The organism is Dehalococcoidales bacterium (assembly GCA_028716225.1).
In the GTDB taxonomy this organism is placed as follows: domain Bacteria; phylum Chloroflexota; class Dehalococcoidia; order Dehalococcoidales; family UBA5760; genus UBA5760.
This window is the reverse complement of the sequence record JAQUQE010000002.1, coordinates 130,087-144,994: the sequence shown is the minus strand read 5'-3', so window position 1 is coordinate 144,994 and position 14,908 is coordinate 130,087. Positions and strand designations below refer to the sequence as shown.

Below are 14,908 nucleotides of genomic sequence, written 5' to 3'. Positions count from 1 at the left end.
TTTCCTCCTTTTCATAAATTACTATTTGATCGGTTGATTTTTATCCAGGAGACATACGGCGCTATGTGTTTGCGGGTCTGCAATTACCTTCGCGGTAGCGCCGTTCGCCGCTGCTTTTACGTCAATTACTTGAACCACCTCCTCAAAGTTCAGTAATTCGGGTAGAATATCCCTCAGAATATTTGGTGAGCCGGCAAAGAACTCGATGTTGAAATCTGAGGTCTTGTCATCGGGATAAACTGGTAGGTAAAGTATCTCTGCCTCTACCAAATCCTGGAAGAAATGGGTTCCGTAGGAGACTTCCGGTTTATGACCGGCTTTCTCGCGCGCAACTTCTACCAGCACTGCTGTATTATTAATATCTGAATAGCTCACATTCACGCCAAGCTCGATGTTACTGCTGCCCCAGCGGCCGGGGCCCATCATCATAAATTTACCCTCTTTATTACTTAGCTTGTCGTTTATCTTACCTATTACTCGTCCCAGGGTCCTCTTCTCCTCAAAAGTGGCAACCTCAGCATATTTTTGGGGGTTAATATAAACGATGTATCGTATATCACCGATTATCCCGGCACTTATTGCCTGATTGGAGCGGAATAGTAATCTCTCCCGGGCAATATTCTGGGGAATACTGATAGAAACGCCCTCTGATTTGGGTACATGTAATGAGCGGCATTGTAACAGGTTGATCCTTACTTTATTTGCACTGTCGATATGCGCGGTAAATTCGATATCTACCGGCTGGCCCCAAGCCTTTTCGAGTTTGGTTAACATCTCTCCAATGACGTTGACCAGTTCGGTTTGCTTGATCAAATTATTAAAGGTCAGAACGAAGTTCCTTTCCTGATTAGACGTCGGAGTTAAGAACCAGTCACGCAGGTAGCCATCGGCTATTTCAGAAATCATTAATTGCGCAGCAGGATAGTTGTTAATGTCAATTATTTCGGTGAAAGGTTCGACCTCAAAGGTATTTTTTTCGATGTTCAGAACATCTACCATTCGCTGCGAATACTTGGCTATTTCCATGCCAACCTCGGGTCTTAGTTGGGGGTGACTGACTGCAATCATTCGGGGGTAGTCGCCGCTAACCCGGTTTACGGCACGAGTCCCCAGACCAAATACCAGCCGTATCATACCTCTTCGGGTATCAATACGGTTTGTCCATGCGTAAAGGTTGCGTGAGAAAGCAACTCCGGCCAGGCTGGGGAAGAAGTATTGCTTGTATGGTGTTCCGGAGACACGTTGTACCAGGATTGCCATTTGTTCATCGCCTTCGCCAAGCCCGCGCCTGTGGCGATATGATAGAGCATCCGGGTTCAGTGTACTGGCATAGACTAGTTTGATTGCTCTTAATAAGGCCTCCAGACGAGTTTCAGGACTGCCCTGGTTGGTACAGAACTCGCTACGGTACTTTCCGGCGAAGGCATCTGTAAAACCGTCCTCAAGGAGGCTTGAGGAGCGTACAATAATGGAGGCCTGCCCGTAGTAATCAAGCATATTCCGTAACTGTTCCATTATTTCTTCTGAGAAACGACCGCGGAGGAACTGCTGCTCTACTTTAGCGAATTCATCCTTTGACAGCTTGCCCGTTTTCGATAACTGTAATCTGAGTTTGAACAGGTTATTTTTTACCAGGAAAGTGAAGAACACATCCGAACCGATGTAGAAAGAATCATGCTCTTCCAGTAGTTGATTGAAGTCAGTCTCGCCATTGTCTGCGGCCAGAACACCTCTTGCCATTAGCATACCGGCTGCTTTGCCGCCTATCCGCCCGGAACCAATAAGACGACCTCTGATTTGAAGCAGGTCATCTAGGGTCAGGTATCGATCGGATAGCTGGTTCAGCTTCTTATGGTTACCCATCATCATTCGTGAGAGTGATTCCTTTAGAGCTATGGCCTTGGCAGTCGTACCCGATGAATCCGTGTGAGTTTTCTGATACTGAACCAGCGTTCGATAAACAGTCTCCCAGGGTGCTACGGAATCAGCGCTGATATTGATTGGTCGTCTGCTGGCATTTGTCAATATCGTAGCCGCATCGCCGCTGTGAAGGATAGGCTCTAATTCATCAGCATTAATCCGGTGGGGCAAAAACATGTATGGAGAATAGCGGTTCCACACTTTCAAAGGCTGAATATACATATTGCCTTCGACATGATAAACATCAATTAGTATCTGAGTAGTACTGCGTATACGAGTTATGGCACTCTGCCCATGCTGGCCACGTCTGATGGCAAAGTAAGCTATGGCGTTGAGTTCAAAAAGGTAGGGACAGGTTACCTGGAAGAAGTTAGCCAGCAGTTCGTCGGTAGCCCATTCGTCCACCAAAGCAGAAAGGTTGTCGAATATGTAAAAAGTCCTTTCGCCGCATTCCTCAATAATTCGGTGCACCTCACCGGTGAAATAGTCGAACCCGGGACCGGGATCAATATTAATAATTCTCAGTCCGGTCCGTGGCTGGAGAATAGCGGTGTGAGGAGCAAAACGCAGGTAAACACAGGCAAAGCCGTCTTTCATTGCTTGATCTGCAACGGCTTGGGCAAAGTACGGATAATCTTCGAGGCGGTCAACCTGCCAGACTACATTGTCACCCGGCCGCAGGTTTTGCAGGAGTTCGTCGAGCGGATGGAGGCCGGTGCTAATTATCTTACGAGCCACTCTTTCCATTTGAAATAACCCTTGTTCAACTTAATATGGTATACGGCAACCAACTTCCGTATGCCATATTATAATGAATGCTGTGATATAATGTCAAAGGTATTCAAGGGAATTGAGCAGATATGAAAGCGATTCAGGAGCATTAGAGACTATTGGTATTGCTCAATAATGCTGATTCATAACATATTAAGCTATTTTATGGCATAAGCGGCCGTGTTTATTTGTTAAGCAGCGAAGGCAGTTACCGATCAGCGTAAGTAAAAAATGGTTTCAGGAGCGCAAAGCGTGTTAGTTTTGGCAGTCTAATACTGGCTCAGGTTCTGCCCTGGTCTGCCTCTTGGATATAGGCAAGGAGCTCCTTAAGGAATCGAAGGGATCTTTACTTAGCAGGTGTGCTATCCCCCCAGCTAGGAAGGTATGTGGGCTTATAGCTTTAAGAGTTCTTCCAGTGGCGTGTCCTCGGCGACGGGACCGACTACGGCCAGGCGGAGTCTCTTACCGTCTATCAACTCCTGGGCCAGCTTCTTTAGCTCTTCGGCAGTGATGGCATCGATAATAGCGGTTAACTCTTCTGGGGTTAGAATACGCTTGGTGAGAGTCTCCTGCCCTCCCAACCAGCCGGCGACGTTATGGCTGTCTTCCATTCTGAGCAACAGTTGTCCCTTTGAAAGCTCTCTAGCCCGGGACAACTCGGCCTCGGGTACTGTTTCCTTAATCCGGTTAAGCTGCTCGAGGATGGCTTTTATAGCGGTGGTCAGATTTCTGGTATCTACTCCGGCGTATATCGTCAGCGACCCGGAGTCGAGAAAGTGATCGACATAGCTGTGAATGCTGTAGACCAGTCCCAGCCGGTCGCGAATCTCGGTAAACAACCGGCTGCTCATGCCCTGGCCGAGGACAGTATTGAGCAAGTCGAGCTTAAAGCGTTGTGGATGAAGGAGCGGTAAGCCCGGCAGCGCCAGGCAGAGGTGGGACTGTTCGATATCCCGCTTCTCTATTTTGACCCGTTGTGCCGGTGTCGGTTGATAGTCGGAATAGCTGGCATGAGGCTTATGTCTTGCCCAGCCATCCATTACCTGACTAACCGAATTAACCGCTTTCTGGTGCCGGATGTTGCCGGCGATAGCGACCACGGTATTGTCCGGCTGGTACTGACGGTCGAGGTAATCGAGCATTGCTTCTCGGGTGATACCGGCTACTGATTCCCTGCTACCGGCTACGTCACGGCCCAGGGGGTGGTTAGGCCAGAGAAGTCCGTCGATGAGCATGTTGGCTTCCTGTGAAGGGGAGTCCTTGCACATGTTGATTTCCTCGATAATAACCTGCCGTTCCTTTGTTATCTCTTCCAGCTCGAACCGGGGGTGGAGCAGCATATCGGTGAGTACGTCCAGGGCCAGTGGGAAGTGTTGCTGGGCCACCTTGCACCAATAGACGGTTAGCTCCTTGTCCGTACCGCCGTTTAAGATTCCGCCGATGCCTTCGATTGCCGCTGAGATTTCCCCGGGGGAGGGGTACTTCGCGCTGCCCTTAAAGAGAATGTGCTCGATAAAGTGAGAGGTGCCGGCTTCGGCATCGGACTCGTACCGGGAGCCGGTGCCGATAAAGAGGCTGATGCATACCGAGCACGTGTGTGGCATGGTTGAGGTAACCAGCCGCAAGCCGTTATCAAGGGTAGTCTTCTGGTACAATGGTACACCTCCAAATAGTATCAATCAGTCTTCATCAGAATAATACCGGGTTGGATCCGGGGACTAGCTTTTCTGTAGTTCACTAAAGAGCTCTGCGCACAGGCCGTCCGGTATCCGGGGCGATGGCTTGTTCAGGAGTTCCGTATGCAGCGGTGTAATCGAGATATTGCCTCTCTCAATAGCGTGGATGTCGGTATCTTCTTCAGCATCTCTTTTTATCTTCTGGCGTACCAGCCAGTAGTAGGCCTTTCTGCCGTCGTGTCCTTCCTCAACGGTATCGATATGGCTCTGGCTGGCCAGCCGGGTTATCTTTATCCCCCTGGTCTTTTCCAGGGGCAGACCGGGTAGGTTTATGTTGAGAAAACTGTTGCCGGGCATAGCATTGCCGGCTAGCTTCTCCGCCAGCAGGGCTGCTAATCTTGCGGCATTGTCCAGGTAAAGATTATCCAGAGAGTCAATTGAGATAGCCAGTGCCGGTGAACCGCGCAGGTAGCCCTGGAGGGCGGCTCCCACCGTTCCCGAGATGAGGACGTCGTCGCCCAGGTTAGGCCCTGAGTTTATCCCGGACACAACCAGATCCACCTTATACTTGAGCAGCTTGCCGAGGCCGAGGATAACGCTATCCGCCGGCGTACCCTCTACCGAATAGGCTTCTACATCGGCTACCAGTGGCCTCATCTTCTGCACCCGTAGCGGCTGTCGCAGGGTGACTGCGGTACCCAGGGCACTCTGCTCTCTATCCGGAGCGACTACAGCTACCCGGCCGATTTTTTGCAGCTCTTTGACCAGCCTCCACAGCCCGGGGGCAAAGATACCGTCGTCATTGGTCACCAGTATTTCCATTATCAGCGCTTTCTTTATGCCTAGTTTAGCATAGCACGGCTGGCGGCAGCAAAGAACGGCGATATGCCGGCTGGACAGGTATTACTATAAATATTATAATCTCAACTGACGATGAGTTCTCAAACTGAACCCCGGATACTTTTTACCAGAGGTGAAATAGCGGCTGCCGTAAGGAGGCTGTCGGCTGAGATTGACAGAGATTACCGGGGCAGGTGCCCCCTGCTGGTAGGTATCCTTAAGGGTTCCTTTGTCTTCATGGCTGACCTGGTGCGGTCTCTTGCTTTCCCGCTTGAGGTGGAGTTTATCAAGCTCTCCAGCTATGGTCGGGGTAGAGAGAGCTCGGGGAAGGTCAGGGTGGTCAAGGGTCTTACCTCTCCTGTTAAGGGCAGGGACGTGCTGGTCGTTGAGGACATCGTAGATACCGGTATTACCCTTTCCTTTCTGCTGGACTACCTGAAGAAGAAAAAGCCGGCCTCGCTGCGGCTCTGTGCTCTTACGGATAAACCCTCACGACGGCAGTTGCCGCTTACCATTGACTATCTGGGCTTTACCGTTCCCGATAGATTTATCGTCGGCTACGGCATAGACTGGGATGAGAAGTTCCGTTACCTGCCCGATATCTGCTATCTGGATGATGAGAAATGAAACCTGAAGTGACATTGAAGAGTATACCTGCTATGGTTTCCCGGCTGTATCGAAAGGGATGAGCTTGAGCAAAGAGCGTTTGATCTCAGTGGCCAGAGGGCAGCTTCCTGCTGACCTTATCCTGGCTAACGGCAGGGTGGTCAATGTCTTCAATGGTGAGATTGAGTCGGCCAATGTGGCTCTCTGCGATGGCAGGATCGCCGGGATAGGAGACTACCACGAGGCAAAAGAGGTCATTGATTTAGGGAATAGGTACGTTATTCCCGGTCTGATTAACGGGCATACCCACCTGGAAAGCTCGATGCTCAGCGTTGAACAGTATGCCCGTGCCGTGGTACCGCGGGGAACGCTGGCGGTGGTGACCGATCTGCACGAAATAGCTAATGTCTGCGGTCTTACTGGTATCCGGTATGTACTGGATCGTGCACGCTGTCTGCCTCTGGAGCTTTTCCTGATGGCTCCTTCCTGCGTTCCGGCGACCCATCTGGAGACCTCGGGGGCAAGTCTTGGGCCTGATGATATTAGGAAGGTACTCCGCTGGCGTGGCTGTATCGGGTTGGGAGAGGTCATGAACTTCCCCGGCGTGCTGGCCGGTGATGATAATGTCCTCAAGAAAATAAACTCGGCGGAAGGGAAGGCAGTTGACGGCCATGCTCCGGGTTTAGGCGGCAGGGACCTAAATGCCTATATTGCGGCCGGTATTGGTTCCGATCATGAGTCGGTATCTCTCGATGAGGCCAGAGAGAAGCTATGTCGCGGCATGTATCTTATGATACGCGAGGGGTCCTCGGAGAAAAACCTGGATGCTCTGCTTCCCCTGGTCAGTGACAGGACCTATTCCCGTTGTCTCTTCGTTGTTGATGACCGCAACTGTGTTGACCTGCTTAGCGATGGTGATATTGATGCTGTGGTGCGTAAGGCAATCGGGCGTGGCCTCGACCCGGTGCGGGCGATTCAGATGGCGACCATTAATGCCGCGGTATACTTCTGCCTGAATGGGCTCGGTGCGGTCGCCCCGGGCTACCTGGCCAATCTGATTGTTAGCCAGGAACTGACCGATTTACGGGCGGACATGGTATTCTACCGGGGCACACTGGTGGCCAGGGAAGGAGAGCCGTTGTTTGCTATCCGTAAAGAGAGCAGCACGGGGCTAAACCACACGGTAAACATCAAGCCCTATGATTTGAATTCCCTGCGGCTTTTCCCGTCCGGGGAGGCCGAGCCGGTCATTGATATTATTCCCGGCCAGATAATTACCCGGAAAAGGATGGAGCGGGTTATGACTAGAGCCGGTGTTATTGTGCCGGATACTGAGCGTGATATTCTGAAGCTGGCGGTGGTGGAGAGGCATCGGGCCAGTGGCAACATCGGACTGGGGCTGGTCAGCGGGTTCGGTCTGAAGAAAGGGGCGCTTGCTTCCTCGATCGCCCATGATTCTCACAATATTGTCTGTGTCGGCACTAGCGATGAAGACATATTTACCGCTGTAAAAGAGGTTGAGCGGCTTAATGGCGGCCTGGTGGTGACCGCCGGGGGTGGGGTGCTGGCTAGTCTGGCTCTTCCGGTGGCCGGTTTGCTTTCCGATGAGCCGTTGGAGGTAGTGGCGAACGGTCTGGAGCGTCTGGAGGAGTTGGCTGCTGATCTGGGTAGCAGCCTGCCGTCCCCTTTTGCCGCCCTCTCCTTTCTGGCGCTGCCGGTTATTCCTGAACTCAGGCTGACCGACCTGGGAATGGTCGATGTTAATCAATTCAGGTTGATTGAGAGGGGGACTTAGAATGCATTCGCCACGGACATCTCCTATTTTTGAGAACCGCTTCGATGCCGGCAGTCAACTAGCCGCAAAGCTCACCGAGTATCAGGGACAGCCGGTAGTGGTGCTGGCTATACCTAACGGCGGCCTGCCGGTCGGGTTACAGGTAGCCCTGGCGCTTGGTGCCGATCTTGACGTGGTTATCTCGCGTAAGCTCCCCATACCTCTCCGGCCGGAGGGCGGCTTCGGTGCTATTGCCGACGACGGTGCGGTAATTCTTAACGAAGCGGTGTTAAAGGAGGTTAACCTCACCGAGCAGCAGATAAACTATCAGGTCGGTATGGTGAGGACGGATATCCGCCAGCGGAGTCTGCTCTACAGGGGTACCAAGCCGCTTTCTATCATGGGCGGGAAGACAGTGATTATTGTTGATGACGGGCTGGCTTCGGGCTATACCATGATTGCGGCGGTGGAGTCGGTACGCAAACGCCGGCCCGCCCGGGTGGTGGTGGCAGTACCGGCGGCGTCGGAGGCGGCGGTAAAGCGATTAGAAGAGGTCGTCGATAGTGTGGTAACCGTGGCTACCGGCGGAATGTCCAAGTTCTATATCGCTGACTACTACCGCTACTGGCACGTACTAAGCGATGAGGAAGGGCTTAAGTGCCTGAAAGAGTACCGGATGCGCCGCTTCGCCTCTAGTATTGAGCCCAGGCCGGCTGGTCTCAAAGAGGTCGACTAGCCACTCTGGCAGCGGCTGGATCAGCCCTTTTTCTACTCGGTGGCCATTACCTGGTAGACGGTAACCTTTGGGTTTTCCAGGAGGAGTGGTTCAACTCGTTCTTCCAGCTTGAGTCGTGGCTCTGATGCTTCCCATGCCTTCCAGTCCTCCAGGCTTTGCCACATGCTCAGTACCGAGATGATGGAGGCATCGTCGATACTGGACAGGGTTTCGCCGCTGACATAGCCTCGCTGATGGATAGCCGCTGTGCTTAGTTCCTTCAGCATGTGGATGAATTCCCCTCGCTTGCCTGCTTTCAGGTGCCGCTCGATAACAACCTTTATCATAGCCTTCTACCTCCTTCTCGATATTTGTTTACCGTCTATGTGGCATTATAACCCTGCTCCGATAGGCTATCAAGCCCTATTCTTGTTCCGCTTTCTGTTCTTGGATAAGCCTGTTACCGTATTCGAGCAGGACCCGGGTCCGTTCCGGGGTTACCTTCTTTGATTCCAGATAGGTTTTTAAAGCATCGATGGGGGTTATCTCTTCGGCTGTCTGTGTTCCCAACCTCAGTTGTGTCTCTCGCTTGGTATCCCGGGCGATGCTGAAGTAGTGAGCCTCTTTGAGGGCGTTTCTGATTTCGTTGTCTTTGAGTTGCCCCTCAATCTCTGCGGGGAGGCTGATGTTCACCCGGACGATAGCATCCCTGATCTCCTCTTGCTGCTCAATAATACCCTTGAGCACGGCTGCGGTAGGGTCAGCGTTGTCTGCTTCAATGTTGAGGTTGATGGTGAGGAAGCGGCGTGCCTTTACCGGCTGAAAGGCAAAGGAGGTCCTCCTCTTACCGGTCGCTCCGTCTGGCTCGATTTCTACCACGTAGAAGCCCTTATCGTCTGTCTCCTCGCTGAAGTTAAGCCGCTCCAGGCTGCCGGCGTAGACGACAGGTGGATTTTCTGAGAGTATCTGGTGCTTGTGAATATGACCCAGGGCGATATAGTCAAAGGCAGGCTGGGCGATATTACTGAGCAGCAGGGTATGCTCCTGTCCGATGGTCATTGTTGCCTCCGAGCCCACCTTTGCTCCGCAGACCCAGACGTGGGCGGCCAGGACCGCCGGAATTGTCGGGTCGAGCTTGGTGACGTTGGTGGTAACGATGTTGGTCAGCACCTGCTGTAGTCTTTCATTAATCCGGGTAAAGTCAAGGTCTTTCGTTTCTTCCTTGCTGAGTAAGGCGCTTCGTCTCAACCAGGGCAGGGAGACTATCTGGATGGGGCCGCTTGTGGTCGGAATTCGGTAGATATCGGGACGATTGGAGACATAGACCTTTTCAAGGGCCAGGGTATCGAATATCTCAATAGCGGTAGCCCGGCCGATAGCGTTGGACATATCGTGGTTGCCGGCGAGGAGAAAGATGGGGATGCCGCCGGTGGTGAGGCGGTTGATCCTTCTGGCGAACTCCCGTTGCTGGGTCTGGCCCGGCTCGCGGCTCTTGTAGGTATCACCGCAGAAGAGCACAAGGTCTACCCCGTTCTCTAGAGCGTAGTCTACCACACAGTCAAGGGCGGCCAGAAAGTCTTCCAGTCTTGTCGAAAGGCCGCTGGCCGGGTTGATATTCCCGTAGTTTTCCACTCCGAGGTGCAGATCGGCAAAGTGGATTATCTTCAACCTCTCCCCCTCAAGTTCCCCTTTCATTCAAGAGGAAATATACTTCTGGTAAGCAGCAGGCTTTATGGGGAATACTGCATTGATTTCCGCTCTGTCAGAGAATATTACCATCCTCACCTGAAGCTTATCAAGAAGCTCACGCTTTTCTAACCATCTGGGGATTATACATTATGACGGAATGTGGCGCATCGTCCAGTTTAAGCCTTGATTGGAGACAATAGTCATGGATGATCAACTACCACTTGAACTGGCTTCGTTAAGATAATGATTTACTGCCGGTTATAGAAGGTTCGAGGGCCAGCTTCTGTCTTAATAGCTCCATCGGCCCATCCGGAGCTATTAGTTCTGGCGGGAATCCCAGCACTTCAGTGGACAACCTTGCGTCAATTTCCGCACGGACTTTGTCTTGGGCGATTTCATTGACTGGCCGCAATTCCCGGTGTTTCATATCATCGAAGATAGCTACCGCCTTAGAGAGGGCATCCTTGGGAAGCTTAGTGACATCTAGGACAGGTAATGAAGCCAGTGCAGATACTACAATTCTCCCTCGGCCAGACTGTTGCTTATTAGCATGCCACCAGTGAAGTAAAAGTCCCAAAGATGAGTTCGCCCATAGAACCAGCGCCTTTTCCTGCTCCGCGTCTGCCAGCTTGATGGAAGGCCATGCGTGTCCCCCAATTGTCTTCTTGCTAGTGAACTGCATCGCCGTAGACTGGCTGTTGAATTGAAAGTCTTTGTTAAAATGACAGTGAGACGAGATTGTCCAAATTCTGTTGGCTTTTTCTTGGGCGAACGTATCTTCGGCGGAGTCCTTCCCCTGGCGGATAATGCCCTCGTTGTCTGCTTCAAACTCCATGCACCTTTCCCTTTTGGCATCATGCGACCATAATACCGGATAAGTGGGTGCAGCTTGTAATTTAAGGCCCTCGATTTGGAAAGGGCCTCTAATTCTTCCATTCGCTGTGTTGCCATTAATGTCAATATGGTACGGCCCAACTTTTCCGATCACGGAAACCGTTGTGATAGGAACGGGAATGGCAGCACCCTTCGCCATCCCCGGCAGCCAGATAAGACCACAGTCAGTTATCTGGTAGGCTACCTGTGCGAGAGCACCATCCTTGATACGGGCCAGGTTCCAGGGACCTTTTTCGGGGAGAGGTGCATCCATAGCATAACCTATCAAATCGTCACCGAAATGAAACAGGCTTCCACCCACCGGTCCGTCTTCCAGTTTACGGAGGTTTCCCTCTTTCAATTGATGAATCTGAACTGCGATGCTCGAACCTATCATCGTGGAGAATGGCCTCTCGTTTAATACCACAAACGTTGCACGGGCATCGTTCTTGTTGGCCTTATGGCCGGTAACCAGGCATTCGCCCATTCCCGTATCTGCCGAGAAAGATAACTCCTCGGAACGGGCACCGGCGATGGATATTAAAACAAGATCGCTATATGAATTTCGAAATAGCTGTCGTGAAGCTTCCCATGCTTCTCCGGACATTAAACTCAGCGGCATGACCATCGCGAGGGTCCCTTTATCCTTCAATTTACGGTCGGCCAGGACCAGGAAGGCACTCGCCTCGCCAGCATTGCCGTGTGCGCTCGTATCCTTAAGTAATCGTTCAGTAGCGCGTGCCATAGCACGCTGTTGTTCAACTGTAGAACTGAATGCAGCGAACATAGGATTCGGAACGCCGATTTTTTTGCCTTCGTGGCCGGTGTCCCGGGTGAACGGCGGGTTCATAATAACCATGTCGAACGAGGCGTGAGGTAAAGTAGACCATGCTTCTTTCTCACTTTCACCCATTCCTTCAATAGCCTTTGCCGTTATCGAAAGAATTCCGAACATCCTCATCGGATCAAGTAAATCGAGAGAACCAAGAGCAACCCCGCCATCATCCTGCTTGCCGTACGTGACTGCCAAAATCGAACTGCCTTTGTATTTAATAGTAGGGTGAGCCCCAGCTAGCATAGAGGCGGTCAAGTGGGCAGCCGCCGGCAACACATCACATCCGACTAGCGCAGTAGCCATCATCGTAGGATGAATCATCTCAGCATCACCACCGGAAGCCTCGTATAACTGGCTAATACGGCGATAAGCAGCGGACAGGAGCGTGCCAGTGCCACATGCAAAGTCGGCGATACGCAGGGCTGTCACATCTTTCTCTTTCGACCAGGAGCCGCCGCTTGGTGTTTTGACAGTATCAATAGCCAGTCCGACCAGCAGCGCCGCCGAGGCCGGATGTGTATAATAAGCCGCCAGGAACTTGCGGTCGGCTATCAGGCGCTGAAATACGGCGCCGGTCAGGTCATGCGAGCGCATCATGTGATTGGCCACTAACTCGTTGGCGGTAGTAACCAGCCGTTCGAGGAGCGGACGGGCCGTGTCTGCGGGAATAACCTCCAGGATACGCCGTGCAATATCGAAAATCGGCCAGTAATTGACCTTCAGAATTCTCTTCCAGTCTTCAAGCATCTCGTTTTTACTGACACCACTGCGCTTGCATCGTAGTTCATCAAGCGTCCGGACATTATACAAATCACCATCGCCGCGAGCCAGACTTTCATGGAATACCAGCGCATTGGCCAAGATGGTCGTCGACATTCTCCGAGTTTGTTCTCCGTCTTGCTGACGGAGTTCCTCGCAAATCTTTTTTATCGCTCCGGGGTGAGCTACCGCCATATCCGCCAAGAGGGCTGCTGCTTCACTCACTCCCTCAACGAGCTTATTTGCCGCCTCTTCAACCACCGCTGGTGGCACGGACGCAGACTGAATGAGAATCGATAAATCAGTAGCATTACCGTGTACCCATCCCTTTTGCGGCCAGCGTATATATGATTCCGGGCTTTCCCCGGTATAAAGAGCCATCTCAAAGTCAGATGTATTGAGGATTTCGCCCTTCAGCGATTGTCCTGAAAAGTCCCTTAATCTAATCGGTAGTCTAACTGCTAACGACGATAATATCCGCCGACCAGATGGAGTCAGGTGATCACCAAGGCGTTGTCTGGAATCTGACTCAACTGAAATTGCCGGTAGAATTTCCGTTTCTACAATTACTGGGGAAACATTCGGTTCAGTGATTAAAATATCGGGTCTCTTGCCTCTGCTCTTAAGAACATCAACATTTTCAGATCTTACAACTCCCCTAAATCTCCATAAACTCCTAGTTTCTGTTAGGATTTCCGCAAGGACATCGTTTATTGTGTGTTCTGTTGTTGCCATATCCTACTGTTCCTGCTTGAAAATAACCTATTCGTATGGCTAATTATACACAGCATGGGGCATACAAACAATGTAGAACTCTATCCAGAGTTTATGATTAAGGGCACGGTGTGATGAACTAGATTTTGCACTCCCTTTTAAATGATAGGGGGAGGTAGTGGGGGGTAACTTATACCGGAAGGACTCTTACCGGCCGTGTCGGCAATAGGTCTGGCCAGAGGCGTCGTTTATCAGCCTTTTTCCTCTTTCCAGATCTTTCCGCCGGGCGGCAGGGTGAAGAGGTCTTCGCCGCCGAGCTTAGCGGTCAGGGTTGCCTTCAACTCCTTGATAGGAACTCGTATCTGGTTCATACTGTCGCGTTCCCGAACGGTAACCTGTCCGTCTTCCAGTGATTGGAAGTCGACGGTAACACAGAGGGGGGTGCCGATCTCATCCTGGCGCCGGTAGCGACGTCCGATGCTCTGCGCATCGTCATAGTCTACCATCCAGTGACGGCGTAGCTCGGCATAAATCTCTTTAGCCACCCGGGCTACATTTTCCTTCTTGCTCAACGGCAGTATGGCTACCTTGATTGGTGCCAGGTCGGGGTGAAGGCGCAGCAGCACTCTTGTTTCGTCCTTGTCCGGCTCTTCGGCATAGGCGTCACAGAGGAAGGCCAGGAAGGCGCGGTCAACTCCCGCCGAAGGCTCAATAACGTAGGGGGTAATCTGTTCTTTACTCTCCTCATCATAGTATGAGAGGCTCTTGCCGCTGTGCTTGGCATGCTGGTTAAGGTCAAAGTCGCCGCGATTGGCGATGCCCTCCAGTTCCGCCCACCCCATCGGGAAGAGGTATTCAATATCATAGCAATCCAGGGCGTAGTGGGCCAGTTCGTGCTTCATATGCTGACGCAGCTTAAGGTTTTCTTTCCTGATGCCAAGTTTGAGGTACCAGTCAAGGCATTCCCTGAGCCAGTAGTCGAACCATTCCTTGTCTGTTCCCGGCTTGACGAAGAACTCGATTTCCATCTGCTCGAACTCGCGGCTGCGGAAGATAAAGTTGCCGGTGGTGATCTCGTTTCGGAAGGATTTACCTATCTGGGCGATGCCGAAGGGCAGCTTCTTCCTGGTAGTGTTAACTACGTTCTGGAAGTTGACGAAGATGCCCTGGGCGGTCTCCGGGCGCAGGTAGACGATATTGGCGGCTTCCTCAACAGGTCCCATAAAGGTCTTGAACATCAGGTTGAACATCTGCGTTTCGGTGAGTTCCCCTCCGCATTCCGGGCAGTGCTCTCCCTCGAACTGGTCGGTGCGCCATCGCTGGTGGCAGCTTTTACACTCGGCAAGGGGATCAGAGAACCCTTCTAGGTGTCCGCTGGCCTGCCAGATCCGGGGGTGCATCAGGATACTCGAGTCGATACCGACCATATCGTCTCTCTCCTGAACCATTCCCCGCCACCAGGCATCTTTGATGTTTCGCTTCATCGCTACGCCCAGCGGGCCATAGTCCCAGCAGCTGGACAGTCCTCCGTAGATTTCACTGCTGGGGAAGATGAAGCCACGCCGGCGGCAGAGTGAGACCAGTTTGTCCATATCGACATTGGGCTGATTTTCTTTGTTCAATACCAACACTCCTGGGGTCTAATCGAGCCATCGGGCGTACCTTAATCACTATTGTAGCTAAAAAGGAGCAATCATTGCAAAGTTCGCTCCGGTGGTAGTTGATTACGGATGGCT

The 14,908-nt window shown here is 52.0% G+C and carries 10 protein-coding genes; 3 read left to right on the top strand and 7 right to left on the bottom strand.

All coding sequences use genetic code 11. The annotated features are described in order from the left end of the window. Window positions 1–21: 21 nt before the first annotated feature. The 3 genes from PHI12_02170 to surE form a co-directional block, all read right to left on the bottom strand. Window positions 22–2,667: a PEP/pyruvate-binding domain-containing protein gene (locus tag PHI12_02170; GenBank protein MDD5509608.1), complete on the bottom strand. Its 2,646-nt coding sequence runs from the start codon at window positions 2,665–2,667 to the stop codon at window positions 22–24. 416 nt (window positions 2,668–3,083) lie between these two features. Further along, window positions 3,084–4,346 carry a pitrilysin family protein gene (locus PHI12_02165; protein ID MDD5509607.1) on the bottom strand — a complete coding sequence of 421 codons (1,263 nt, stop codon included), beginning with the start codon at window positions 4,344–4,346 and terminating at the stop codon, window positions 3,084–3,086. 63 nt (window positions 4,347–4,409) lie between these two features. Further along, the gene (surE, locus tag PHI12_02160; protein MDD5509606.1) at window positions 4,410–5,189 is read right to left on the bottom strand and encodes a 5'/3'-nucleotidase SurE; all 780 of its coding nucleotides are present in this window, start codon (window positions 5,187–5,189) and stop codon (window positions 4,410–4,412) included. 111 nt (window positions 5,190–5,300) lie between these two features. Between surE and hpt the strand changes: the two genes are divergently transcribed. From hpt to PHI12_02145, 3 genes are all read left to right on the top strand, one after another. Further along, the gene (gene hpt, locus PHI12_02155) at window positions 5,301–5,834 is read left to right on the top strand and encodes a hypoxanthine phosphoribosyltransferase (GenBank protein ID MDD5509605.1); all 534 of its coding nucleotides are present in this window, start codon (window positions 5,301–5,303) and stop codon (window positions 5,832–5,834) included. A gap of 64 nt (window positions 5,835–5,898) precedes the next feature. Beyond that, on the top strand, window positions 5,899–7,608 hold the full coding sequence (ade, locus tag PHI12_02150; GenBank protein MDD5509604.1) for an adenine deaminase: 1,710 nt from the start codon (window positions 5,899–5,901) through the stop codon (window positions 7,606–7,608). Between the two features lies 1 nt (window position 7,609). Then, window positions 7,610–8,323, top strand: a complete 714-nt coding sequence (locus PHI12_02145) for a phosphoribosyltransferase family protein (protein MDD5509603.1) — start codon at window positions 7,610–7,612, stop codon at window positions 8,321–8,323. 32 nt (window positions 8,324–8,355) lie between these two features. Here the strand turns inward: PHI12_02145 and PHI12_02140 are convergent, their stop codons facing one another. The 4 genes from PHI12_02140 to PHI12_02125 all read right to left on the bottom strand — a co-directional run bounded on the left by PHI12_02140 (window position 8,356) and on the right by PHI12_02125 (window position 14,794). Then, complete coding sequence (locus tag PHI12_02140) at window positions 8,356–8,649, bottom strand: antibiotic biosynthesis monooxygenase (protein MDD5509602.1); 294 nt, start codon at window positions 8,647–8,649, stop codon at window positions 8,356–8,358. 76 nt (window positions 8,650–8,725) lie between these two features. Beyond that, the gene (gene sbcD, locus PHI12_02135) at window positions 8,726–9,997 is read right to left on the bottom strand and encodes an exonuclease subunit SbcD (GenBank protein ID MDD5509601.1); all 1,272 of its coding nucleotides are present in this window, start codon (window positions 9,995–9,997) and stop codon (window positions 8,726–8,728) included. Window positions 9,998–10,226: 229 nt separating this feature from the next. Then, the gene (locus PHI12_02130) at window positions 10,227–12,839 is read right to left on the bottom strand and encodes a hypothetical protein (protein ID MDD5509600.1); all 2,613 of its coding nucleotides are present in this window, start codon (window positions 12,837–12,839) and stop codon (window positions 10,227–10,229) included. 584 nt (window positions 12,840–13,423) lie between these two features. Beyond that, window positions 13,424–14,794 carry a glycine--tRNA ligase gene (locus tag PHI12_02125; protein MDD5509599.1) on the bottom strand — a complete coding sequence of 457 codons (1,371 nt, stop codon included), beginning with the start codon at window positions 14,792–14,794 and terminating at the stop codon, window positions 13,424–13,426. Between the last annotated feature and the right edge of the window lie 114 nt (window positions 14,795–14,908).

What these genes read in the sequence shown, in the direction of transcription:
- PHI12_02170 (MDD5509608.1), bottom strand. Translation starts at nt 2,667, where the DNA reads ATGGAAAGAGTGGCTCGTAAGATAATTAGCACCGGCCTCCATCCGCTC.
- surE (MDD5509606.1), bottom strand. Translation starts at nt 5,189, where the DNA reads ATGGAAATACTGGTGACCAATGACGACGGTATCTTTGCCCCCGGGCTG.
- hpt (MDD5509605.1), top strand. Translation starts at nt 5,301, where the DNA reads ATGAGTTCTCAAACTGAACCCCGGATACTTTTTACCAGAGGTGAAATA.
- PHI12_02145 (MDD5509603.1), top strand. Translation starts at nt 7,610, where the DNA reads ATGCATTCGCCACGGACATCTCCTATTTTTGAGAACCGCTTCGATGCC.
- PHI12_02140 (MDD5509602.1), bottom strand. Translation starts at nt 8,649, where the DNA reads ATGATAAAGGTTGTTATCGAGCGGCACCTGAAAGCAGGCAAGCGAGGG.
- sbcD (MDD5509601.1), bottom strand. Translation starts at nt 9,997, where the DNA reads ATGAAAGGGGAACTTGAGGGGGAGAGGTTGAAGATAATCCACTTTGCC.
- PHI12_02130 (MDD5509600.1), bottom strand. Translation starts at nt 12,839, where the DNA reads ATGGCTCTTTATACCGGGGAAAGCCCGGAATCATATATACGCTGGCCG.